At 64.2% G+C, this 20,763-nt stretch carries 19 protein-coding genes and 1 tRNA gene; 6 read left to right on the top strand and 14 right to left on the bottom strand.

The genetic code is table 11. The features are described from left to right. Positions 1-2 precede the first annotated feature (2 nt). Together cyoB and cyoA are read right to left on the bottom strand one after the other, a co-directional pair. On the bottom strand, positions 3-2,021 hold the full coding sequence (gene cyoB / locus AAC640_RS05055) for a cytochrome o ubiquinol oxidase subunit I (protein WP_340265019.1): 2,019 nt from the start codon (positions 2,019-2,021) through the stop codon (positions 3-5). Positions 2,022-2,184: 163 nt separating this feature from the next. Beyond that, positions 2,185-3,261: a ubiquinol oxidase subunit II gene (gene cyoA, locus AAC640_RS05050; protein WP_340265018.1), complete on the bottom strand. Its 1,077-nt coding sequence runs from the start codon at positions 3,259-3,261 to the stop codon at positions 2,185-2,187. Positions 3,262-3,462: 201 nt separating this feature from the next. Between cyoA and AAC640_RS05045 the strand changes: the two genes are divergently transcribed. Continuing rightward, positions 3,463-4,794 (top strand): MFS transporter, encoded by a 1,332-nt coding sequence (locus AAC640_RS05045; RefSeq protein ID WP_340265017.1) that lies wholly within the window; start codon positions 3,463-3,465, stop codon positions 4,792-4,794. Here the strand turns inward: AAC640_RS05045 and AAC640_RS05040 are convergent. The 3 genes from AAC640_RS05040 to AAC640_RS05030 form a co-directional block, all read right to left on the bottom strand. Further along, complete coding sequence (locus AAC640_RS05040) at positions 4,791-5,636, bottom strand: glycosyltransferase family A protein (RefSeq protein ID WP_340265016.1); 846 nt, start codon at positions 5,634-5,636, stop codon at positions 4,791-4,793. The two genes, AAC640_RS05045 and AAC640_RS05040, sit on opposite strands and share 4 nt — an antisense overlap. A gap of 5 nt (positions 5,637-5,641) precedes the next feature. Next, on the bottom strand, positions 5,642-6,910 hold the full coding sequence (locus AAC640_RS05035) for an ammonium transporter (protein ID WP_340265015.1): 1,269 nt from the start codon (positions 6,908-6,910) through the stop codon (positions 5,642-5,644). Positions 6,911-7,016: 106 nt separating this feature from the next. Then, positions 7,017-7,682, bottom strand: coding sequence for a GIN domain-containing protein (locus AAC640_RS05030; RefSeq protein WP_340265344.1), 666 nt, complete (start codon positions 7,680-7,682; stop codon positions 7,017-7,019). A gap of 195 nt (positions 7,683-7,877) precedes the next feature. On the opposite strand from AAC640_RS05030, the gene AAC640_RS05025 reads away from it, so the two are divergent. The 3 genes from AAC640_RS05025 to AAC640_RS05015 all read left to right on the top strand — a co-directional run bounded on the left by AAC640_RS05025 (position 7,878) and on the right by AAC640_RS05015 (position 11,143). Next, on the top strand, positions 7,878-9,461 hold the full coding sequence (locus tag AAC640_RS05025; RefSeq protein ID WP_340265014.1) for a M28 family metallopeptidase: 1,584 nt from the start codon (positions 7,878-7,880) through the stop codon (positions 9,459-9,461). Between the two features lie 82 nt (positions 9,462-9,543). Then, positions 9,544-10,539 (top strand): porphobilinogen synthase, encoded by a 996-nt coding sequence (gene hemB / locus AAC640_RS05020; protein WP_340265013.1) that lies wholly within the window; start codon positions 9,544-9,546, stop codon positions 10,537-10,539. 4 nt (positions 10,540-10,543) lie between these two features. After that, complete coding sequence (locus AAC640_RS05015; RefSeq protein WP_340265012.1) at positions 10,544-11,143, top strand: gamma carbonic anhydrase family protein; 600 nt, start codon at positions 10,544-10,546, stop codon at positions 11,141-11,143. A 21-nt stretch (positions 11,144-11,164) separates the two neighbouring features. Here the strand turns inward: AAC640_RS05015 and AAC640_RS05010 are convergent, their stop codons facing one another. Genes AAC640_RS05010 through zwf form a run of 5 tightly spaced genes read right to left on the bottom strand, consistent with a single transcriptional unit; the run spans position 11,165 to position 16,619 of the window. Then, complete coding sequence (locus AAC640_RS05010) at positions 11,165-11,677, bottom strand: hypothetical protein (RefSeq protein WP_340265011.1); 513 nt, start codon at positions 11,675-11,677, stop codon at positions 11,165-11,167. 54 nt (positions 11,678-11,731) lie between these two features. Further along, positions 11,732-12,349 (bottom strand): bifunctional 4-hydroxy-2-oxoglutarate aldolase/2-dehydro-3-deoxy-phosphogluconate aldolase, encoded by a 618-nt coding sequence (gene eda / locus AAC640_RS05005; protein ID WP_340265010.1) that lies wholly within the window; start codon positions 12,347-12,349, stop codon positions 11,732-11,734. Next, positions 12,349-13,440 carry a glucokinase gene (gene glk, locus AAC640_RS05000; RefSeq protein WP_340265009.1) on the bottom strand — a complete coding sequence of 364 codons (1,092 nt, stop codon included), beginning with the start codon at positions 13,438-13,440 and terminating at the stop codon, positions 12,349-12,351. The genes eda and glk overlap by 1 nt, the downstream gene beginning before the upstream one ends. Then, on the bottom strand, positions 13,340-15,166 hold the full coding sequence (gene edd / locus AAC640_RS04995) for a phosphogluconate dehydratase (RefSeq protein WP_340265008.1): 1,827 nt from the start codon (positions 15,164-15,166) through the stop codon (positions 13,340-13,342). Before edd ends, glk begins: the two co-directional genes overlap by 101 nt. Then, entirely contained in the window at positions 15,159-16,619 is a 1,461-nt protein-coding gene (gene zwf / locus AAC640_RS04990) for a glucose-6-phosphate dehydrogenase (protein WP_340265007.1), read from the bottom strand. Before zwf ends, edd begins: the two co-directional genes overlap by 8 nt. A 196-nt stretch (positions 16,620-16,815) precedes the next feature. Between zwf and AAC640_RS04985 the strand changes: the two genes are divergently transcribed. Next, positions 16,816-16,900, top strand: a tRNA-Leu gene (locus AAC640_RS04985). A gap of 222 nt (positions 16,901-17,122) precedes the next feature. Here AAC640_RS04985 and AAC640_RS04980 read toward each other — a convergent pair. Then, a complete protein-coding gene (locus AAC640_RS04980; RefSeq protein ID WP_340265006.1) occupies positions 17,123-18,262 on the bottom strand; it encodes an aminotransferase class I/II-fold pyridoxal phosphate-dependent enzyme in 1,140 nt (379 codons plus the stop codon). Between the two features lie 56 nt (positions 18,263-18,318). On the opposite strand from AAC640_RS04980, the gene AAC640_RS04975 reads away from it, so the two are divergent. Continuing rightward, positions 18,319-18,582, top strand: coding sequence for a hypothetical protein (locus tag AAC640_RS04975; RefSeq protein WP_340265005.1), 264 nt, complete (start codon positions 18,319-18,321; stop codon positions 18,580-18,582). Positions 18,583-18,585: 3 nt separating this feature from the next. On the opposite strand, the gene pgl is transcribed toward AAC640_RS04975, so the two are convergent. Genes pgl through galE form a run of 3 tightly spaced genes read right to left on the bottom strand, consistent with a single transcriptional unit; the run spans position 18,586 to position 20,755 of the window. After that, positions 18,586-19,275, bottom strand: a complete 690-nt coding sequence (gene pgl, locus AAC640_RS04970) for a 6-phosphogluconolactonase (RefSeq protein WP_340265004.1) — start codon at positions 19,273-19,275, stop codon at positions 18,586-18,588. Between the two features lie 5 nt (positions 19,276-19,280). Next, positions 19,281-19,754, bottom strand: coding sequence for a YbaK/EbsC family protein (locus tag AAC640_RS04965; RefSeq protein WP_340265003.1), 474 nt, complete (start codon positions 19,752-19,754; stop codon positions 19,281-19,283). After that, a complete protein-coding gene (galE, locus tag AAC640_RS04960; protein ID WP_340265002.1) occupies positions 19,751-20,755 on the bottom strand; it encodes a UDP-glucose 4-epimerase GalE in 1,005 nt (334 codons plus the stop codon). Before galE ends, AAC640_RS04965 begins: the two co-directional genes overlap by 4 nt. Positions 20,756-20,763 lie beyond the last annotated feature (8 nt).

Below are 20,763 nucleotides of genomic sequence, written 5' to 3'. Positions count from 1 at the left end.
GTTCAGCCCTGCACTGCGAGCAGGCGGGTGCGCTCGCTTTCGGTGCGTTCGACCACATCCTTGGGAATATGGAAGTCGCGTTTGTAGTTGAAGGTATGGCCGATCGCCACGGCAATGATGCCAACGAAGCTCAGCCCGGCCAGCCACCACATGTACCAGATCATCGCGATGCCAAAGGCCGTCGCCAGTCCCGCCAGGATAATCCCGGTTCCCGTATTGCTGGGCATGTGGATCGGCTGGTAGCCGCCGGTCGGGCGCTGATAACCGCGCTTTTTCATGTCCGCCCACGCGTCGCCGTCATGGATGACGGGGGTGAAGGCGAAATTATAGTCCGGCGGCGGCGAACTGGTGGACCATTCCAGCGTGCGGCCGTCCCACGGATCGCCGGTGAGGTCGCGCAGCTTGTCCCGGTTGAGGATGCTGACGCCGAACTGGATGAACATGCACAGGATCCCGAGCGCGATCAGCACGGCGCCCATCGCCGCGATCACGAACCAGATCTGCAGGCTGGGATCGTCGAACACCCGCATCCGGCGCGTCACGCCCATGAGGCCCAGTATGTAGAGCGGCATGAAGGCGACCCAGAAACCCACGACCCACAGCCAGAAGCTGCGCAGGCCCCAGGTGCGGTCCAGCCTGAAGCCGAACGCCTTGGGCCACCAATAGTTGATCGCCGCAAACATGCCGAACAACACGCCGCCGATGATCACGTTATGGAAATGTGCGATCAGGAACAGCGAGTTGTGCAGCACGAAGTCCGCCGGAGGAACGGCGAGCAGAACGCCGGTCATGCCGCCGACCACGAAGGTCAGCATGAACGCGACCGTCCACATCATCGGCAGTTCAAAACGGATGCGCCCGCGATACATGGTGAACAGCCAGTTGAAGAGCTTTGCGCCCGTGGGAATGGAGATGACCATCGTCGTGATGCCGAAGAAGCTGTTGACGCTGGCGCCCGATCCCATGGTGAAGAAATGATGCAGCCAGACGATATAGCTCAGGATCGCGATCACCACCGTCGCATAGACCATCGACGAATAGCCGAAGAGCCGCTTGCTGGAGAAGGTGGAGGTGACTTCGCTGAACACGCCGAAAAGCGGCAGGATGAGGATATAGACCTCGGGGTGCCCCCAAATCCAGATGAGGTTCACGTACATCATCGGATTGCCGCCGAAATCATTCGTGAAGAAGGCGGTGCCCACATAGCGGTCAAGGCTGAGCAGCGCCAGAACGGCCGTCAGCACAGGGAAGGCGGCGACGATCAGGACGTTGGACAGCAGCGACGTCCATACGAAGATCGGCAGCTTCATCATCGACATGCCGGGCGCGCGCATCTTCACGATGGTCGCTATCAGGTTGATCCCAGACAAGGTGGTGCCGACGCCCGCGACCTGCAGGCCCCAGATATAGTAATCCACGCCGACCCCCGGGCTATAGGCGATGCCGGACAATGGGGGATAGGCGAGCCAGCCGGTCCGCGCGAACTCGCCGACAAACAGGGACATCATGACGATGACCGCACCTGCTGTCGTCATCCAGAAGCTGAAATTGTTGAGGAAAGGAAAGCTGACGTCGCGGGCGCCGATCTGCAACGGCACCATATAGTTCATGATGCCCGTGATCATCGGCATGGCTACGAAGAAGATCATGATGACGCCATGGGCGGTAAAGATCTGGTCATAATGATGGGCGTTCAGATAGCCTTCCGATCCGTTGAACGCCCAAGCCTGCTGCAATCGCATCATCAACGCGTCGGCGAAGCCGCGCACGAACATGATGAGGCCGAGGATCATGTACATGATGCCGATGCGCTTGTGGTCCACCGTCGTGAACCATTCTGTCCACAGATAGCCCCAGAGGCGATATTTGGTGACCACTGCCAGCACGGCGAGGCCGCCGACCACCACCGCCAGAAAGGTGCCGACAACGATCGGCTCGTGGACCGGGACCGCGCTCCAGTCGAGCCGACCAAAGATCAGCTTCCAGATGCCGCTATTTTCGGATGCGGGGGAGGGGGACATGGGAGAAGCCTTCAGCCGAAAGGATAGGAAGTGGGCAGGGACAAACAAAGACCGTCATGCTGAACCTGTTTCAGCGTCCATTTCGCCCTCGGAATCGGAGCCGCTTGGGGATGGACGGACGCTGAAACACCGTCCGGATGACGCGTCAGGAAAGGGATCGTCATCACATCCCCTCATGCCTGGTGTGGACGCCATTTTGAGCAGCCGGCGTCTTCTGTGCCGCCGGAGTCATTCCCGCCGACTGGGCGATTTCGCCCTTCTTCCCCGGCTCGGCCGGATGGAAGCCACCCACATCGATGGTGCCATCATGACGCAAGCCTTCGGTTTCCCGCGCCGATTCCTTGCCAGCGCCGCCCTGCATGTCGGTCATCATGACCTCATCCATGCACCGCTTGCCCGGCTGCACGCACATGTTGAGCGCGGCGTGAAACAATCGCGGCTCGACGCCGGCGAAATACATGGGCGCCACCTTCTCGCTCGGCCGCTCGAGCTTCGCATAGGCCGCCCGGTCCAGCGTCGCGCCGCTCACCTTTACCTTGGTTACCCAGCGGTCGAATCCAGCCTTGTCCATCGCATGGAAGCGGAAGCGCATGTGGGAAAAGCCAGCGCCTGAATAATTGGCGGAAAAGCCTTCGTAATCACCCGGCTTGTTGGCAACGGCGTGCAATACCGTCTGCATGCCCGGCATCGCATAGATCTGCCCGGCAAGGGCCGGCACGAAGAAGCTGTTCATCAGCGAGGCGGAAGTGATCTTGAATTCGATCGGCTGGTCGACGGGCGCGGCCAGTTCATTCACGGTCGCGATGCCCAGTTCCGGGTAGATGAACAGCCATTTCCAGTCCAGCGCCACGACTTCGACCTGCAGTCGCTTGGCCGCAGGCTCGACTTTCCGTTTGGAATCGACGCGCTCGATCGGGCGATAGGGGTCGAGCAGATGGGTGCTGCTCCAGGTGATCGCCCCAAGCATGATGATGATCAGCAGCGGCGCCGACCAGATCAGCAGTTCCAAGCTGGTCGAATGATCCCAATCGGGGTCATAATCCTTCGCCTGCGCTTTTTCCCGATATCGCCACGCAAACCATATCGTCATTGCCATGACCGGCAGGATGATGAGCAGCATCAGCAACGTTGAAACCAGGATCAGGTCGCGTTGCTGCATCGCCACATCGCCCGCAGGCGACATCACCACCCAATTGCAGGCGCTCAGCGGCAACAGCAACAGGGGCGCGAATCGACGCATAGGCGCGGCTGGAGGAAGGGGCAGGCGTAGGTTCATGCCGCAGGAATAAGAGCGCTTCACCGGTATCGACATTGGACCTTTTGTCCTATCCCCTCGCAGATGCGAAATAGGGCATTGGTCTTTCGACCACCGGGACGAATCGCTATGCTGCAACGATGTTGGACATGGCCCGTTCCGCAGCATGAAGGCTAGCCAGACCCGATGAACGCCGCGACCACCACGCCATCCTCGACGTCGCTCGAGCGCGACGCGCGCACTATCACCGCGCGCGACCATCGCATCGCTCCGGCGGAGATCGCGATCGGCGTCATCATCGGTCGCACGTCCGAATTTTTCGACTTCTTCGTCTATGCGATCGCGTCTTGCATCGTCTTTCCAGCCCATGTCTTTCCCTTTCTGAGCCCGCTCGCCGGAACCCTTTGGTCCTTCGCCATTTTCGCGCTCGCATTCATCACGCGTCCCATTGGCTCGTTCATCTTCATGGCGGTGGATCGTGCCTATGGCCGCGGCGTCAAGCTCACCATCGCGCTATTCCTGCTGGGCGGGTCCACGGCCTTCATCGCATTCCTGCCGGGCTATGAGACGATCGGCATATGGTCGGCCGTGCTCCTCGCGATCTTCCGCGCTGGACAGGGCGTTGCGCTAGGCGGGACCTGGGACGGCCTCGCCTCGCTGCTCTCGCTCAACGCTCCGCAAAACAAGCGAGGCTGGTATGCGATGATGCCGCAGCTCGGAGCGCCGCTCGCTTTGCTGGTGGCCAGCGGGCTCTTCGCCTTCTTCCTGTCCTCGCTCTCGCACGCCGACTTTCTCGACTGGGGCTGGCGCTATCCTTTCTTCGTGGCCTTCGCGATCAACGTCGTCGCGCTTTTCGCCCGTTTGCGGATCGTCGTGACGCATGAATTCGAGCGGCTGTTTGAGGCGCGCGAGCTTCAGCCTTCGCCCGTCTTCGATACAATTCAGGCTGATGGTCGCAACATCATCATCGGCGCGTTCGCGCCGCTGGCCAGCTTCGCGCTATTTCATCTCGTGACGGTGTTTCCCCTGTCGTGGATCGCGCTCTTCACGAAGCAGCCGCTCGAACGCTTCCTGGTGATCGAGGCTATCGGCGCCTGTGTCGGAATCCTGGCCATCATCGTTTCAGGTTTCGTCGCCGACATGGTCGGGCGGCGCAAGTTGCTCGCCTGGTCGGCGGTCGGCATCGGCATCTTCAGCATCGCCGCGCCGCTGCTGCTGAACGGCGGGGAACTGGCGGAGATCGCCTTCATGATCCTGGGCTTCATCCTGTTGGGGCTGAGCTTCGGCCAGTCGTCCGGCGTCGTCGCCTCCAACTTCTCCACCGCCTATCGCTACACGGGGTCGGCCTTGACCTCGGATCTTGCGTGGCTTGTGGGCGCTGGTTTCGCGCCGCTGGTCGCACTGGCGCTTTCGGTCACTTTCGGTCTGGCTGCGTCGGGGGTCTATCTGCTCTCCGGCGCGATCGTCACCGGGCTGGCGCTGTTCATCAACAAGGAACTGGCAGGCAGGGATCGTTAATCGGCGGCCTGCCGCATCCGCCGGAGCGCCAGGCCGTCGAACCAGCCGGTCAGCCCGGGCCGCGGCGAAAAGCGGCTGATCCAGTCGGGATAGAGGTCCGCTATCCGGCCCGGCAAGCCGTCTGGCCCATCGCGCTTCATGATGTCCGATATGATACGATTCTGGAAGAAGCGCACCGAATAGTTGATCATCCGCCGATATTGCATCCGCCAACTGGAGGGTTTCCACAGGCGCACGGGCTCACAGAAAAACCCTGCACCTTCGCAGGCGATCACCCGGCGCCGGTCCCACGAATCGTCGGACTGGAGGTCGGTATGGGCCCAGGCCGCGACGAGGCCGTCGTCGCCGACCAGGTCCTCGGGAAGGCGCAAGCCCCGCGCCCTCATCCGCCCGACAAAGCCGCCTGACAGTGCATAAAGGTCGCCGAACAGCCCGCCATCCTCCCGCAACTGGCGTTGATAGCGCTCCGCCATCCGGCCGTTGAGCGGCATACCCGCCACCGCATTGACGCCGGGCTTGCCGGCCAGCGTAGCGGCCAGTGCATCGATCGATCCGGCCGCGATCTCGGCGTCTCCGTCCAGGAAGATGACGGCCTGCTCGCCGCCCGTCAGCAACCCGTGAACAAGATGATTCCACGTCCGCGATTTTCCGCCGGGTTGCAGGTCATGCACGACGACGTTCCGGCGACCCTGCGCCGCAGCGCGCGCGCGTGCCTCGGTGCGGTCACTCGAACCGTTCACCAGAACGTGGAAGACCGTATCTGCCCGGTCCAGCGGCAGCGATGCCAGACAGACGCCGATCCGCTGCTCCTCCTGATGCGCGAAGATACCGACAGCTATCATCGCGCTCAGCGGAAATCCCAGCTCTGCTGACCATGTTGCGATGCGTCCAGCCCGCCCGCTTCGTCCTGGGCTGTCGCCCGCATCGGCAGCACGACAGACAGCAGCAGCGCGATGATCGCCGACCCCAAGGTCGCCCAGATCGCGACTACGCCCACGCCGATCAATTGGCCGAGCACCGCGCCCCGCAGGCCGATCCCCGGATCGAAGCCCGCCCCGCCCAGCGCTGGCTGTACGAGCAGCGGCAGCAGCAGCGCGCCTGCGATCCCGCTCAGCCCGTGAATAACGAACAGGTCGGCCGCATCATCGATCCTCCCCTTCAGCAATGCCTTGCCCAACCGGCTGACGATCGCGCCGATCATGCCAGCCAGTATCGCGCCGCCCGGACCAACCATTCCTGCCGAAGCGGAGATTGCAACCAGTCCCGAAAGCCCGCCGGATATCAGGCCCGTCGCCTTGACGCGCCCGCCGATCAGGCGATCGCCCACCATCCAGGTGAGCACGCCCGCGCAGGCGGCGAAATGCGCATTCAGGATCGCGGTCGCGGCGCCGTCGGTCGCGCCAAGCGACCAACCTCCGACCATCCCCGCCCAGCCGAACCAGAGCATCACGCCGCCCGCCATTGCAAGCAGCGGCGCATGACCTGCCTGTGCCGGGCTTAGCCGTCGGCCCATGATCAGCACCAGCGCGAGCGCGGAGAAGCCGGCCGCGCCATGAATCACCAGCCCGCCCGCGAAATCGATGACGCCAAGATCCGCCAGCCAGCCACCGCCCCAAATCGCGCGCGCTATCGGCGCATAGACGATCAGCAGCCACAGCGGCGCGAAGGCCGCGATCCAGCCCATCCGCGCCCTTTCCGCGACAGCGCCGGGCAGCAGGCAAGCCGCGAAGATGGCAAGCATCATCTGGAACAGGACGAACCCGGATTCCGGCACCGTCAGTCCTTCGCGCACCGCGGCGAGCCGTTCCAGGAACAGGTTCGCCCCGCCGCCGAGCCAAGCGCTGCCCGGGGCATAAATGAGGCTGTAGCCGGCAATCGCCCATGCGAGGGAAACGGTTGCGGCCACCGCCAGGGTCTGCGCGGGCGCTGCCAAAGCACTGCGCGCGCTGACCAGTCCGGCATGCCGCAGCATCAGGCCCGGAAGGGCTGCGAACAGGATCAGCAGCGCACACAGCATCATCCAGCCGGTATCGCCGCTGTCAGCGACGGCTACCTGGGCATGGGCGGTCTGCGGCGCCGCGGCAAAAAGGAACAGGAGCAGCAGGCGAGCGAACATCGGCATATCCGGCAGTCAATATCGCTGCCTTCCTACCGCTCCTGCGGTAAACAACTCGATAAGCAATGGTGGGGAGGGGGGCTGCGCCCTTGAAGCCTGCGCGCCGCTAATAGGCCTCTCCACCACAGGAAATCCGCCCGGTGCCCCTATTGTCGACCTGGCATGCGGCCTTGCCGAGGATGGTCACGTCGCCCGATCCCGATGCGCTTAGCTTTGCGGTCACATCGGCTGTCAGCGTAATGTTGCCGGGTCCGTCATTGCTGACGCTGGCCTGACGCGCGTGCAGGAGTTCGGCCATGACCGCGCCCGGTCCGTTCACGCGCATCGTGGCGACGCCCGCCCGTCCGGCGAGCGTCGCGCGCCCCGCGCCGGCGAGGCCGATATTGAGCTGATCGACATCCACTGCACCCACTGCGACATCGCCATTTCCACCCAGGATGATTTCGCCGCGCAGGCCCTTGAGACGGCTTACCGATACAGATCCGCCCCCGGTCAGCACGATCCGCTGGAGCGCGCCTGTCGACAGGCGCAGCACTGCCCGGCCGCCCGATCTCTCGCCGGGGCGCGCGCGTTCCATAGTGACCGCCATCAGTCGGCCTGACACGTCGACCTTCAGCCGGTCAAGCAGCGCCTGGTCGCCTTCGGCCCGCGCCGACGCGCCCGCCCCGGTGGTGATGGCCACATCGATCGGCGCATCCACCCGGATCGCGTCGAAACTGGTGATGGTGAAACCGCGCGTCGCCGCGCTTGCCGGCGTGGCCATCGCCGCCATGATGAGCGCCGCGATACCCAATCCTGATTCACGCACCGTCCGCACTCACCTCTCCCCACAACCGGCGTTCCCGCCACGGTGATAGCGAGGGCTGTCGCTGCCGCAAGGGCGCGTCGGCAGATGGTGGATCGAAGCCTCTTGTTCGTCGCACCGGATCGGGCAAGAACATGTCCCTGAGTTCGTGAGGAATACCGCATGCGCATCTTCCTGTCGGCCCTGTCTTTCGCCGCTCTCGTCGGTACGGCAGCGCAGGGTGTGGCGCAGGACAGGGCCGCACGATGGTGGTCGCATGTCGAGGCGCTCGCCAGCGACGCCAATGAAGGGCGCGCCACTGGTTCTCCCGGCTATGATCGGGCCGCTGCCTATGTCACGGAGCAATTTCGCGCACTTGGCCTCACCCCGGCGGGCAGCGACGGCTATCGCCAGCCTGTCGCTTTCGTCGAGCAGGCGATCCTTGCCGAAGGCAGCAGCGCCACGCTGATTGGGCCGGAAGGAGGAACCCCGCTCTCAATCCCGGGCGATCTCATCATCTCCGGCAGCGGTGGGCCGATTCCCGCCAGCATTGACGCACCTTTGGTCTTTGCGGGCTACGGCTTGCACCTGCCGGAGATCGGGCATGATGATTTCGCCGGCCTCGACCTGAAGGGCAAGATCGTCGTCACGCTGTCGGGCGGGCCGGCGTCGATCTCGGGCGCGCTCAAATCCCATGCACGGTCGGAGCGAACGGCCTGGCTGGCGCGGCAGGGCGCGCTGGGCATCATCACCCTGGTGACGCCGGCACAGGTGGAAATTCCCTGGACTCGTCGTGTCGCCCTGGCCCCTGCGCCCGCGCTTTATTTCAAGGACGCGAGCCTGCGGGACAGCCGCAAGTCCTTTGTCATGGCGCAACTCGACCCCGCCCGGTCGGGACTGCTGTTTGCGGGGTCGGGCCATGATTTCGCGACCCTGGCCACAGCGGCCGATGCTTCTGCAGCCATACCGTCCTTTCCGCTCACGCTGCGGCTCAAGGCGACGATTGCGGCACGCCGGGCCGACCTTTCCTCCTCGAACGTCCTCGCCATGCTGCCGGGCAGCGATCCCCGGCTGCGGCATGAATATCTGGTCCTCTCCGCGCATCTCGACGGTTATGGGATCGGGTCGCCGATGAAAGGGGATGCGATCTACAATGGCGCTCTGGACAATGCTTCCGGCGTTGCCAGCCTCATCGAGATCGCCCGTGCCCTGCGCGCTGCCCAGATCCCGCCGCGGCGCTCCATCCTCTTCGCCGTTCTCACGGGCGAGGAAAAGGGCCTGCTTGGGTCCCGCTATTTCGTGCAACGCCCCACCGTTCCGCGCGGCTCGATCGTCGCCGACCTCAATTTCGACATGGCGCTTCCCCTCTTTCCACTGACCAGCGTGACCCCAATCGGCTACGATCAGAGCAGCCTGGGCGACGACGCCCGCGCGGTTAGCCGCGCCATGTCGTTGCCGATCACGCCCGATCCCTTTCCCGACCGGAATGTATTCATCCGCTCCGACCAGTATAGTTTCGTGCGGGCAGGCATTCCCGCGCTCTTCTTCAAATTCGGGTTCAAGGCCGGCACGCCCGAAGCGACCCTCGAAAAGGCATGGCGCGCCAATATCTACCATTCGCCCTTCGATGACGTGAAGCAGCCGGTGATGCCGGCCGAATCCGTGAAGCTCAACGACTATGTCGCGGCCGTGGTCCTGCACGTCGCCAACGCGCCGAACCGTCCGACCTGGAACAGCGACAGCTTTTTCCGCCGCTTCGACAAGTGAGGGGAATGAGCGGGGCGCCGACTCATGATAGATCAATGGTGCGAGCCTTGATCCCCGAAGGCCGGCCGCCTAAACCCCGTCCATGAGCTATGCCCCCTATCCGGCGCTTCGCCTGCGCCGCACCCGCGCTGCCGCCTGGAGCCGCGCGATGCACGCCGAAAACCGCCTCCACCCAAGCGACTTCCTCTGGCCGTTGTTCGTGACCGAGGGGCAGGGTGTGGAAGAACCCATCCCGTCGCTGCCAGGCGTGTCCCGGTGGTCAGTCGATGGCATTGTCGCCCGCGCGAAGGATGCGCGCGACGCCGGCATTCCCTGCATCGCGCTCTTCCCTAACACCCAGGCGGATCGGCGCAGCGACGATGGGGCGGAGGCGCTCAATGCCGACAATCTCATGTGCAGGGCCATTCGCGCCATCAAGGACGCGGTGCCCGATATCGGCGTCCTTACCGATGTCGCGCTGGACCCCTATACCGCGCACGGGCAGGACGGGCTGCTGGACCTGGCAGGCTATGTCCTCAACGATGCAACGATCGAGGTGCTGATCGGGCAGTCGCTGAACCAGGCCGCGGCCGGCGCGGACATCATCGCGCCCAGCGACATGATGGACGGCCGGGTCGGCGCGATCCGCGAGGCGCTGGAGGAGGAAGGCCATGCCAATGTGCAGATCATGGCCTATGCCGCCAAATATGCGAGCGCCTTTTACGGACCCTTCCGCGACGCGGTGGGATCGCGCGGCCTGTTGAAGGGCGACAAGAAAGGCTACCAGATGGACCCCGCCAATGGACAGGAAGCGCTCCGCGAGGTCGCGCTCGATCTTGCGGAAGGGGCCGACAGCGTGATGGTGAAGCCGGGGCTTGCCTATCTCGACATTGTCGCGCGGGTGAAAGATGCGTTCGACGTGCCGGTCTTTGCCTATCAGGTGTCGGGTGAATATGCGATGATCGAAGCTGCCGCCGCGGTCGGGGCAGGGGACAGGGACGCCTTGGTGCTGGAAACGCTGATGGCCTTCAAGCGCGCGGGCTGTTCCGGCGTCCTCACCTATCATGCCCTCCACGCCGCCCGACTGCTGGGAGCCTGACGCCATGTCCGATCACCCCCATTCCGCCCATGGCGACCATCCCGGCGCCACCATCCTGCCCTTCAATGGCAAGAACCCGGTCATCCATCCGAGCGCCTTCATCGCGCCGGGTTGCCGCATCATCGGCGACGTGGAAATCGGACCGGACGCCAGCATCTGGTATAATTGCGTGATCCGCGCCGACGTCAACCGCATCCGCATCGGCGCCCGCACCAACGTCCAGGATGGCACCGTCATCCATTGCGACAGTGCGGGCGATCGGGCGGACGGCCGGCCACTCGATGGCTGGCCCGCGATCATCGGCGAAGATGTGCTGATCGGCCATATGGCGATGATTCATGGGTGCGTTCTGAAAGACCGCGCCTTTGTCGGCCTGGGTGCCATTGTCATGAGCGGTTGCACGGTGGAAAGTGACGCCATGCTCGCGGCCGGCGCTCTGCTTTCGCCGGGCAAGACGGTACTTCATCGCCAGCTGTGGACCGGCCGCCCGGCCAAGTATGTCCGCGACCTCAGTGACGAGGCGCTGATCGACATGCGCGAGGGCGTCGACCACTATGTCCATACCGCCAAGGCGCATAAGGGCGCCGTCAGGGCAGCGGAATAGCTGCCGGATCATCGGCCGCCTTCAGGGCGTGGCAAGCCGGCCCTTGAGTGCGTCGATCCGGTCGTTTTGCGAATCCACCGTCGCCAGTACGCCAGCCCGCGCGGCATCGATCTGTTCCGCGCCACCTCTCGCCTGATCCTCAGCGATCGCCTTGTTCCGCTCGACATAGAGCACGTCCAGGCTCGCGAGCGCCGACACACTGTCGTTGCGCGCGCTTTCCAGCGCGCTCACTGCCTGTTGCGCAGTCACCCAGGCCTCGCTTGACACCGCCGATCCCTCGGCCGCACGGCTCGCGCGATCCGCGGCGGGCCAAGCCTTGTCGAACGCCGCGCTGCCCGCTTGCGCCTGGGCGACAAGCGTGTTGAGGTTCGCCTGCAGTGCCGGATCGCTTTCCACCGGGACAGGTGCTGCTGGCTGCCCGCCCATGGGCGCATTCTCGATCGGCCGTTTGGCGAGCGAGGGATAGCCGGTCAGTGTCCCCGCGCAGCCGGAGAGGAACAGGGCAAGGGAAGGCAGCAGGCGGCGCAACATCATAGAGAGCATCTAGGATGCCGCGACGCAACGCGCAATGGCGTCAGCGCACCCGCGTCACCGGGTGAGGGCCGCAGCCTGGCGTGCCAGCGCTTCGATCTTGGCGGGGTCGATCGGTCCCTTTGGCACGACCCAGCTGCCGCCGACGCATTTGACGAACGGTTCGGCGAGCCATGTGGGCGCGCTTTCCGCCGTGATCCCTCCCGTCGGGCAGAAGCGCGCCATGTGCAGCGGCGCGGCGAGAGCCCTGAGCGCAGGGAGTCCGCCCGATGTTTCAGCCGGAAAGAATTTGAAGTGGCCAAGGCCCATGTCCATGCCGCGCATGATGTCGCCCGCGGTCGCGGTTCCGGGCAGGAAGGCCACGTTCGCAGCGATCGCCGCTCTGCCCAGCGGCTCGGTCAGTCCGGGGCTGACGATGAAGCGCGCGCCCGCTTCCATCGCGGCGTCGAGTTGGGCGGGATTGAGCACGGTCCCGGCGCCGACCACCGCGCCTTCGACCTTGCTCATCTCCCGGATCACGTCCAGCGCGGCAGCCGTGCGCAGCGTGACTTCGAGCGCCGGAAGTCCGCCCTTGACCAACGCGAGCGCGATCGGCAGCGCGTCTTCCACCCGGTCGACGACCAGCACGGGGATGACCGGCGCCAGATCCATGACCTGTTCGACGTTCAACGACATTATTTCTTCTCCCGGAAAGCGGCGGCGGCGCCGTAGAGGCCGATCTCGTCATGCACGGCGATGCGGATGGGAATCGTCGCCATCAGACTTTCATACCGTCCCTTGGCGGTGAAGCGCCGATGGAAGCCGGACTGTGGCAGGAAATCGCGCATACGCTGCGTCAGTCCTCCCGCCAGCACCACCGCATGCGGCCCCTGGGCCAGTGCCAGGTCACCCGCGACCGAACCATAGGACAGGCAAAACCGCTCCAGCGCCGCGCGCGCGAAGCCGTCCGTGCCCTCGATCGCCGCCTGCCACAGTTCGGCATCTTCCATCAGCGTGACGCGATCATGACCGATGGTGGCCATCGCCTTGTAGATATTGTTGAGCCCCGGTCCGGACACGACCCGCTCGGTGGACACGCGCAGGAACTTGTCGCGCAGATAGGCGAGGATCTTTTCCTCGAGGGGGTCGAGCGGGGCGAAGTCCAGATGTCCGCCTTCGGTCGCGATGACGTGCGGCTCGCCATCGTCAAAGGCGATCATCGCGACACCCAGGCCCGTGCCCGGACCAAGGATGGTGACCCCGCCGTCACGCGGGAACGGCTTGTCCTCGCCGAACAGCAGGGGCAGATTTTCCCGGGGAAGGCGGGCCACGGCATGGCCCACCGCCTCGAAATCATTGACCAGTCGCAGCTGAGCGAGTCCCAGTTCTTCGTCCAGCGTATCGGGTCGGATCACCCAGCTGCTGTTGGTCAGCTTGATGACCTCCCGGCCAATGGCCGCGGCAAAGGCGATCGAGGCGGCTTGGGGCAGGGTGCCGCCTTCATCCTTGGCGAATGCCGCCCAGCAGGCTTGGAGGCTCGGATAGTCGGCCACCTTGTATTTGCGCACTGTGCCGAGTGTCGGAATGCCGTGCGTGTCCAGCGTCGCGCGGGTGAAGCGGGCATTGGTGCCGCCGATGTCGGCTGCGATAATGTCGGTCATGGAGGCCCTCTCCAAGGCTGTGCTTCTAGATTTCGCTTTCCATCGCAGCGAGGATGGGCGACGCCCCTTGTTCGGCAAGATCGCTATTATGGCGGAACAGGGCGAACAACTCGCGGCCGGTATCATAGGGGGCAGGCGGCGGTGCCGGATGCGCCCGCGCGTTCCATTCCGCCCCATCGACCAGCGCTTCGATCTGCCCGCTCTCGGCACAGATGCGAACCATGTCGCCGTCCCGCAGCTTGCCGATCGGTCCGCCGCCCAGTGCTTCGGGCGACAGATGGATCGCCGCCGGGACCTTGCCGGACGCGCCGGACATGCGCCCATCTGTCACCAAAGCGACGCGGAAGCCCCGATCCTGCAGCACGCCCAGCGCGGGCGTCAGCTTGTGCAGTTCGGGCATCCCGTTCGCGCGCGGCCCCTGGAACCGCACGACAACGACCACGTCGCGCTCCAGTTCGCCCGCCTTGAAGGCGCGCAGCACATCGTCCTGGTCGTGGAAAATCGCGGCCGGCGCCTCGATCGTCCAGCGATCGGGCTCCACTGCGCTCACCTTCATGACGCATCGGCCCAGATTGCCGGCCAGCAACTTCATGCCGCCGTCGGCGCTGAAGGCTTGTCCCACGGGCCGCAGGATCGATTCGTCGCGCGAGGCGGGAACGTCCTTCCAGGCCAGCGCCTCATGCTCCAGCACCGGCTCCGTGCCGTAACCGGTCAGCCCCTGCCGCGCGACCGTCAGGATGTCGCCATGCAGCAGACCATTGTCGAGCAGTTCGCGGATCACGAAGCCGATGCCACCTGCCGCATGGAAATTGTTCACATCACCCGCACCGTTCGGATAGACCCGCGCCAGCAACGGCACCACGTCGGAAATTTCCGCAAAGTCGGTCCAATCGATGGATATGCCAGCCGCTCGCGCGATGGCGGGTAGGTGGATGGCATGGTTTGTGGAACCGCCGGTCGCCATCAGGCCGATGATCGCGTTGACGATCGCCTTTTCATCGACGCAATGGCCCAGCGGCCGATAGTCGTCGCCATCCCAGCCGATGCGCGACAGCTGGTGGACCGCCGCCCGCGTCAGTTCCTGCCGTAGCTTCGTGCCCGGATGGACGAAGGCGGCGGCGGGCATGTGCAGGCCCATCACCTCCATCATCATCTGGTTCGAATTGGCCGTGCCATAGAAGGTGCAGGTGCCCGCGCCATGATAGCTGGCGCTTTCCGATTCCAGCAGTTCCTCCCTGCCGACCTTGCCCTCGGCATAAAGCTGGCGGATGCGGACCTTTTCCTTGTTGGCAAGGCCCGAAGGCATCGGCCCGCCGGGCACCAGGATGGTCGGCAGATGACCAAAGCGCAGCGCGCCGATCAGCAGTCCCGGCACGATCTTGTCGCAGATGCCCAGCAGCAGCGCGCCTTCAAACATGGCGTGGCTCAGCGCCACGGCGGTCCCTAGCGCGATGGTGTCGCGGGAAAAGAGGGACAGGTCCATGCCCGCCTGACCCTGGGTCACGCCATCGCACATCGCGGGGACGCCGCCCGCCACCTGCGCGGTGCAGCCTACCTCGCGCGCCGCGATCTTGATCTGCTCGGGGTAGCGGCCATAGGGCTGATGGGCCGACAGCATGTCGTTATAGGCGGTGACGATGCCGATGTTCATCGCGGCGCCGGCGCGGATCACCGGCTTATCCTCGCCGCTCGCGGCAAAACCATGGGCCAGGTTGCCGCAGCTCAGCTGCATACGGTTGGTGCCCGCGTCCCGGCCCCGCTCGATCAGGTCCAGATATTTGCGGCGCGAAGCCGCGCTCCGCTTCACGATACGGTCGGTGACCTTGGCGATCACCGGATGCAGATCAGTCATGCCAACTCGCTCCATCCCGTTCGATCAGGGCAATGGCCGAAGAGGGCCCCCAGTTCCCTGATGCGTAGGGGGAAGGCTTAACACCCGCCTCCTTCCAACCATCGATGATCGAATCGATCCAGGTCCACTGCGCTTCCACCTCGTCTCGCCGCACGAACAGAGTCTGGTCGCCGGCCAGCAGATCCAGGATCAGTCTTTCATAGGCGATGCGGCGGCGCTGTCCGGCGAAAGCCGCCGTCAGCGACACGTCCAGCGTCACTTCCTCCAGGTGCGTTTCACGTTCGAGCCCCGGTCTTTTGCTCATTATCAGCAGGCGGATATATTCTTCGGGCTGCAGGCGGATGATCATCGTATTGGGGTCCAGCCCCGAACCGCCATTTCGCCCGAAGATGGAATGGCGCACCGGCTTGAACTGGATCTGGATCTCCGACTGGCGTGTGGGCATCCGCTTGCCCGTACGCAGGTAAAAGGGAACGCCCTGCCAGCGCCAATTGTCGATATGGGCCTTGAGCGCCACGAACGTCTCGGTGTCGGAAGCTTTGCCCAGTTCGTCGGCATAACCGGCGACGATCTGGCCGCCCACAGCCCCGGGCGTATATTGGCCGCGCACGCTATGGGTCTTCACTGCCTCGGCGGTCATCGGCCGCAGCGAACGCAGCACCTTCACCTTCTCGTCGCGCACGAAGGTCGGGTCCATCCGGGCCGGAGGCTCCATCGCGATGATCGACAGGATCTGGAGGACATGGTTCTGCACCATATCGCGCAGCGCGCCGACGCCGTCATAATAGGATACGCGACCTTCCAGCCCGACCGTCTCGCCGACGGTTATCTGCACATGGTCGATCGCTGTCGCATTCCACAACGGTTCGAACATGACGTTGCCGAATCGCAGTGCCAGCAGGTTCTGGACGGTTTCCTTGCCCAGATAATGGTCCACGCGGAAAATCTGGCTCTCGTCGAAAAGGGCGCCGATGCCGTCGTTGACCTGCCTGGAAGATGCCAGGTCCTTGCCAATCGGCTTTTCCATGGCGATCCGCGCGGTTGGCGTGATGAGGCCTGCCTCGGCAAGCCCTTGAGCGGTCGGCGCGAACAGGGAAGGAGGAGTGGACAGATAGATGGACAGGCCGCGCTCGGTGCGCCCATCCAGCCTCTTCGCCAGTTTCCCGAACTGCGCCGAGTTGCCAGCTTCCACCGGCTCATAGCCGATCATGGCGCGCAGCCGGTCCGCCACCGCTGCCTCATAGCGGTCAGCGCCGATATATTTCTGCAACGCCTTCTCGATGTCCGCCCGGAATGCCTCGTCGGTCATCTGCGTCCGTCCCGACGCGACAATCATGAAATCGTCGGGCAGCAGGCCATCGGCCAGCAGATTGTAGAGCGAGGGGAAGATCATGCGGTGTGCCAGATCGCCCGTGGCCCCGAAGAGAAGGAATGTTGCAGATGGTTCGGCCAAAGAGAACCCTTTCCGGTGGCATTGTCAGGTCGGCGCGAAACCGGCCCGATGGCGTTCCGGTTTCGTTACGGATTGGCAAGCTATCGGTCCTGTCGCTGCACCGCAACCGGAACACAGGGCAAGCGCGACCGGCGATGCTGATTTTTGGCTGGACGCTGCGCCCCTATTTTGCCATTTGGCGCGGGCAACCATGCATGCGGGCGTGGTGAAACTGGTAGACGCGCCGGACTCAAAATCCGGTTCCGAAAGGAGTGTCGGTTCGATTCCGACCGCCCGCACCACTCATAGTATCAGTCTGGCTTCCTCAATTCGTTCGGCCTGGCTGGCGTTCAGCCCTGAACATGATGGTGTTGCCGCTGGAAAGGACCCGGCAGCCGAAGCCGCCGGGTCAGCAGGCTTCGGTCATTGGAAGCCTTCGGGTCGCAGGACCGCGCCTAACGGAAAATTCGGCGCGATCCACTGAAATGGAATGGTTCACTCCGAAATGGATCAGACAGCTGCGCTCATGCCGCTGTCGCTTGATCAGCGAACCACGGGACCATTCGCGCAATCGCATCTTCGACCCGGTCGGTCGACACGGCGAAACTGAAGCGGATGTGGCGGTGTCCGTCGATCGGATCGAAATCAATTCCTGGTGCCGTGGCTACCCCGGTCTCGCGCAGCAATTTCCGGCAGAAGGACAGGCTGTCGTCGGTAAGATGCCCGACATCGGCGTAGATGTAGAAGGCGCCATCGGGTGGCGCGATCTCTTTCAGGCCCAGGGCGGGCAGGGCGGCCAGCAGCAGTTCGCGATTCCGTCTGTAGGTCGCGACATGCCCCTCCAGTTCTTCGATGCTTTCGAACGCCTTGAGTCCCGCATGCTGCGCCAGCGCGGGGGGTGTCAGGAACAGATTGCCCATACGCGCCCGCGCCGCGTCGATCAGGTCGGCAGGCACCACGACCCACCCCAGGCGCCAACCTGCCATGGAGAAATATTTCGAAAAGCTGTTCACGATGACGGCATCGGCCGCGAACTCCAGCATGGAACGTGCCGGCTCGCCAAAACTCAGGCCGTGATAGATTTCGTCCGATACGATCCGTATCCCGCGTTCGGCGCAAATGTTGGCTATTCGCGCCATCTCGTCGGCCGGGATGATGGTCCCTGTAGGGTTGGCCGGGCTGGCGATGATCGCCCCATCGGGCGCCGGATCGATCGCCGCGAGCGCCGCCGCGCTGATCTGGTAGCGTTCCGCCGGCCCGCAGCCGATTTCGACCGGCTCTAGATACAGCGCCTTCAGCACATTACGATAGGCGACATAGCCTGGCCGCGCTGTCGTGACCCTTGCGCCGGGCGTGAACAGGCATGTCAGGCCCAGCACCAGCCCCGGCGAAGCGCCGCAGGTCAGCAATATACGTTCGGGATCAACTTCGACGCCGTAGCGCTCCCGGTAATGAAGGGCGATCCGCTCCTTGAGCGCCATGCTTTCCCAATAGCCCATCGGGTCCCTGTCGAGGACGTGATGCGCCTCGGCGATGGCGGCGACGGGCGCGCCCGTCGAAGGCTGGCCGAACTCCATGTGCAGGATGGATCGGCCCTCGGCCTCCAGCCTGTGCGCTTCGCGGCTGATGGCGATGGCGTGAAACGGTTCGATCTCGGCTATCATGGCCCTGCTCTTACGCCGGCCGCAACCTTGCCACAATTGCTGCGTTGGGCATATTCGTGAACGAAACCATTCTGGATGCCCTCCAATATTATGGCGCCGGAGCCGCGACAATCGCCGCTCTCGTCGTCTCCCTCAATCTGGGTCGCCGCATAACCGGCTGGGCCTTCGTGCTCTTCGTGACGTCCTCGGTTGCGCTCATCGCCTGGGGGTTCCTGTCGGGGGACGGTGAGGGCATCGGCTTCCAGAATGTGGCGTTGCTCCTCATCAATCTGCTCGGCGTCTGGCGCTACCTGATTTCCAGGCACAAGCCGCGCGGCTGACAGCTACTCCGAAATCCAGACCTCGACGGACACGCCATGCTGGCTCAGCGCCAGGCGGATCGGTAGCTCTTCGACCGGCCCGCCTTCCAGCGCCCGATCATAAACCGCTTTCTTTGCGGCACCGCCAATTTGCAGGAAGATGTGCCGGCTTTTGAGGATCGCCGACGCACTGAGCGACAGGCGTTGGTGCGGCGCTGCAGGCGGCGTGACCGCGATCGTCAGGGCCTTTGTAAAAAGCCCTTCGGCCAGTTCCGCGGCGCCGGGAAACAACGATGCGGTGTGTCCATCCTCGCCCATTCCCAGTATGATTATGTCCAACGGCCAGGGCAGCGTCGCATAGGCAGCTTCGCAGGCCGGCTGGCCGGCACAGGCATCGGCTGCATCATTCTTCATGCCCAGGAACCGTGCGGCGGCAGCCGGCCCCTGCAGCAGCGTCTCGCGCACGAGCCGTTCGTTGCTGTCGGCGTGGTCGGGTGAGACCCAGCGCTCGTCGACCAGGGTGACGACCACCTTGCTCCAGTCGAGCGCGGCGTGCGAAAGCGCCTTCAGCATCGGCCGGGGAGACCGTCCGCCCGAAAGCGCAATCGATCCTACGCCGCGTAGCTCGATCGCCTCTCCCAGGATGGCCGCTATGCGCCGCGCCATGTCCGCCGCCGCCAGCGTGTCATCTATAAAGAGATGTTCCGTCGGCATGGCGTTCAATCCTCTTGCGGAAGCGTGCAGATGTCGATCCAGCGGGCGGCGGTCAGTTCTGCTAGCCGCGCCGGCGTCAGTTCGACCGAACTCGTGCGGGATCCCGCCGCCGGAAATACCGTGTCAAAGTCCTTCAGCGAGACATCGCAATAGATGGGCAGGGGCGATGCCAGACCGAAAGGGCAGACGCCGCCGACCGGGTGACCCGTCACTTCCTCCACCTCATGCGCCCCGAGCATGCGGGGCTTGGCGCCCAGCGCCGCCTTCGCCTTGCCATTGTTCAACCGTGCGTCGCCCCGCGCGACCACCAGCGCCACCTCCGTGCCGATGCGAAGCGACAGCGTCTTGGCGATCCGGGCGGGGGCTACCCCCAGCGCGGCCGCGGCTTCATCCACCGTGGCCGTGCTCGCGCCCTGGTCGATAATCGGCACATCGGGCGCATGGGCAGCGAAGAAGGCGCGAACCGATTCGTGGCTCATTCCGGCCGGATTTCGCTCAGCTTGCGCTCCCATGCGAGCGCGTGGGTCACGATCTGGTCGAGGTCGGCATAGCGCGGCTGCCAGGGAAATTCCGCCATGATGGCGCGGTTGTCGGAGATCAGCGCATCCGGGTCCCCCGCGCGCCGCCCTTCCATTCGCCGGTCGATCTTGATGTTCGTGATCCGGTCGACCGCGTCCAGAACCTCCAGTACGGAAAAGCCCCGCCCATAGCCGCAATTGAGCAGGAAATTCATTTTCGGGTTCGCCATCAAGGCTTCGAGCGCCAACACATGCGCCGCCGCCAGATCGCTGACATGGATATAGTCGCGAACCCCTGTGCCGTCGGGCGTGTCGAAGTCCGTCCCGAACACCGCGACATGGCTGCGCTTGCCCAGTGCCGCCTCGACCGCGACCTTGATGAGGTGGGTCGCCCCCGCCGTCGACTGGCCGGTGCGCCCCTCGGGATCGGCGCCCGCGACATTGAAATAGCGCAGGGCGCAGAAATTCATGGCGTGGGCCGCGCTCACGTCGCGCAGCATATATTCGGTCATCAGCTTCGACATGCCATAGGGGTTGATCGGCCGCTGCGGCGTCGATTCCCGGACCGGGCTTTCCTCCGGAATGCCATAGGTTGCCGCGGTCGAGGAAAAGATGAAGTGCGGCACGCCGACGGTCACGACGCTTTCGATCAGGTCGCGCGTCTTGGCGCTGTTGTTGTGATAATATTTGAGCGGATTTTCGACCGATTCCGGAACCACCACCGAACCGGCGAAATGCATGACCGCCTTGACGTCATGCTCGCGCAACGTCCGTTGCACGAGCGGCTGGTCGGCAATATCGCCTTCGACAAAGGCAACGTCGGCGGGCACGGCCCACCGGAAACCCGTCACCAGATTGTCGATCACCACGACGCCATAGCCTGCGTCGCGCAGCGCCAGGACCGCATGGCTGCCGATATAGCCGGCGCCCCCCGTAACCAGAACCGTCGGCTTGTCGCTCATAGGCGGGA

Source organism: Sphingobium mellinum, assembly GCF_037860795.1.
Taxonomy (GTDB): domain Bacteria; phylum Pseudomonadota; class Alphaproteobacteria; order Sphingomonadales; family Sphingomonadaceae; genus Sphingobium; species Sphingobium mellinum.
Note: the sequence above shows the minus strand (reverse complement) of the source record. Positions and strands in the feature narration are given on the sequence as shown.

Bases quoted from the DNA above. Each gene is read 5' to 3' on its own strand.
- cyoB (WP_340265019.1), bottom strand. From the start codon at position 2,021: ATGTCCCCCTCCCCCGCATCCGAAAATAGCGGCATCTGGAAGCTGATC.
- cyoA (WP_340265018.1), bottom strand. From the start codon at position 3,261: ATGCGTCGATTCGCGCCCCTGTTGCTGTTGCCGCTGAGCGCCTGCAAT.
- AAC640_RS05045 (WP_340265017.1), top strand. From the start codon at position 3,463: ATGAACGCCGCGACCACCACGCCATCCTCGACGTCGCTCGAGCGCGAC.
- AAC640_RS05040 (WP_340265016.1), bottom strand. From the start codon at position 5,636: ATGATAGCTGTCGGTATCTTCGCGCATCAGGAGGAGCAGCGGATCGGC.
- AAC640_RS05035 (WP_340265015.1), bottom strand. From the start codon at position 6,910: ATGTTCGCTCGCCTGCTGCTCCTGTTCCTTTTTGCCGCGGCGCCGCAG.
- AAC640_RS05030 (WP_340265344.1), bottom strand. From the start codon at position 7,682: ATGGCGGCGATGGCCACGCCGGCAAGCGCGGCGACGCGCGGTTTCACC.
- AAC640_RS05025 (WP_340265014.1), top strand. From the start codon at position 7,878: ATGCGCATCTTCCTGTCGGCCCTGTCTTTCGCCGCTCTCGTCGGTACG.
- hemB (WP_340265013.1), top strand. From the start codon at position 9,544: ATGAGCTATGCCCCCTATCCGGCGCTTCGCCTGCGCCGCACCCGCGCT.
- AAC640_RS05015 (WP_340265012.1), top strand. From the start codon at position 10,544: ATGTCCGATCACCCCCATTCCGCCCATGGCGACCATCCCGGCGCCACC.
- AAC640_RS05010 (WP_340265011.1), bottom strand. From the start codon at position 11,677: ATGATGTTGCGCCGCCTGCTGCCTTCCCTTGCCCTGTTCCTCTCCGGC.
- eda (WP_340265010.1), bottom strand. From the start codon at position 12,349: ATGTCGTTGAACGTCGAACAGGTCATGGATCTGGCGCCGGTCATCCCC.
- glk (WP_340265009.1), bottom strand. From the start codon at position 13,440: ATGATACCGGCCGCGAGTTGTTCGCCCTGTTCCGCCATAATAGCGATC.
- edd (WP_340265008.1), bottom strand. From the start codon at position 15,166: ATGACTGATCTGCATCCGGTGATCGCCAAGGTCACCGACCGTATCGTG.
- AAC640_RS04980 (WP_340265006.1), bottom strand. From the start codon at position 18,262: ATGATAGCCGAGATCGAACCGTTTCACGCCATCGCCATCAGCCGCGAA.
- pgl (WP_340265004.1), bottom strand. From the start codon at position 19,275: ATGCCGACGGAACATCTCTTTATAGATGACACGCTGGCGGCGGCGGAC.
- AAC640_RS04965 (WP_340265003.1), bottom strand. From the start codon at position 19,754: ATGAGCCACGAATCGGTTCGCGCCTTCTTCGCTGCCCATGCGCCCGAT.
- galE (WP_340265002.1), bottom strand. From the start codon at position 20,755: ATGAGCGACAAGCCGACGGTTCTGGTTACGGGGGGCGCCGGCTATATC.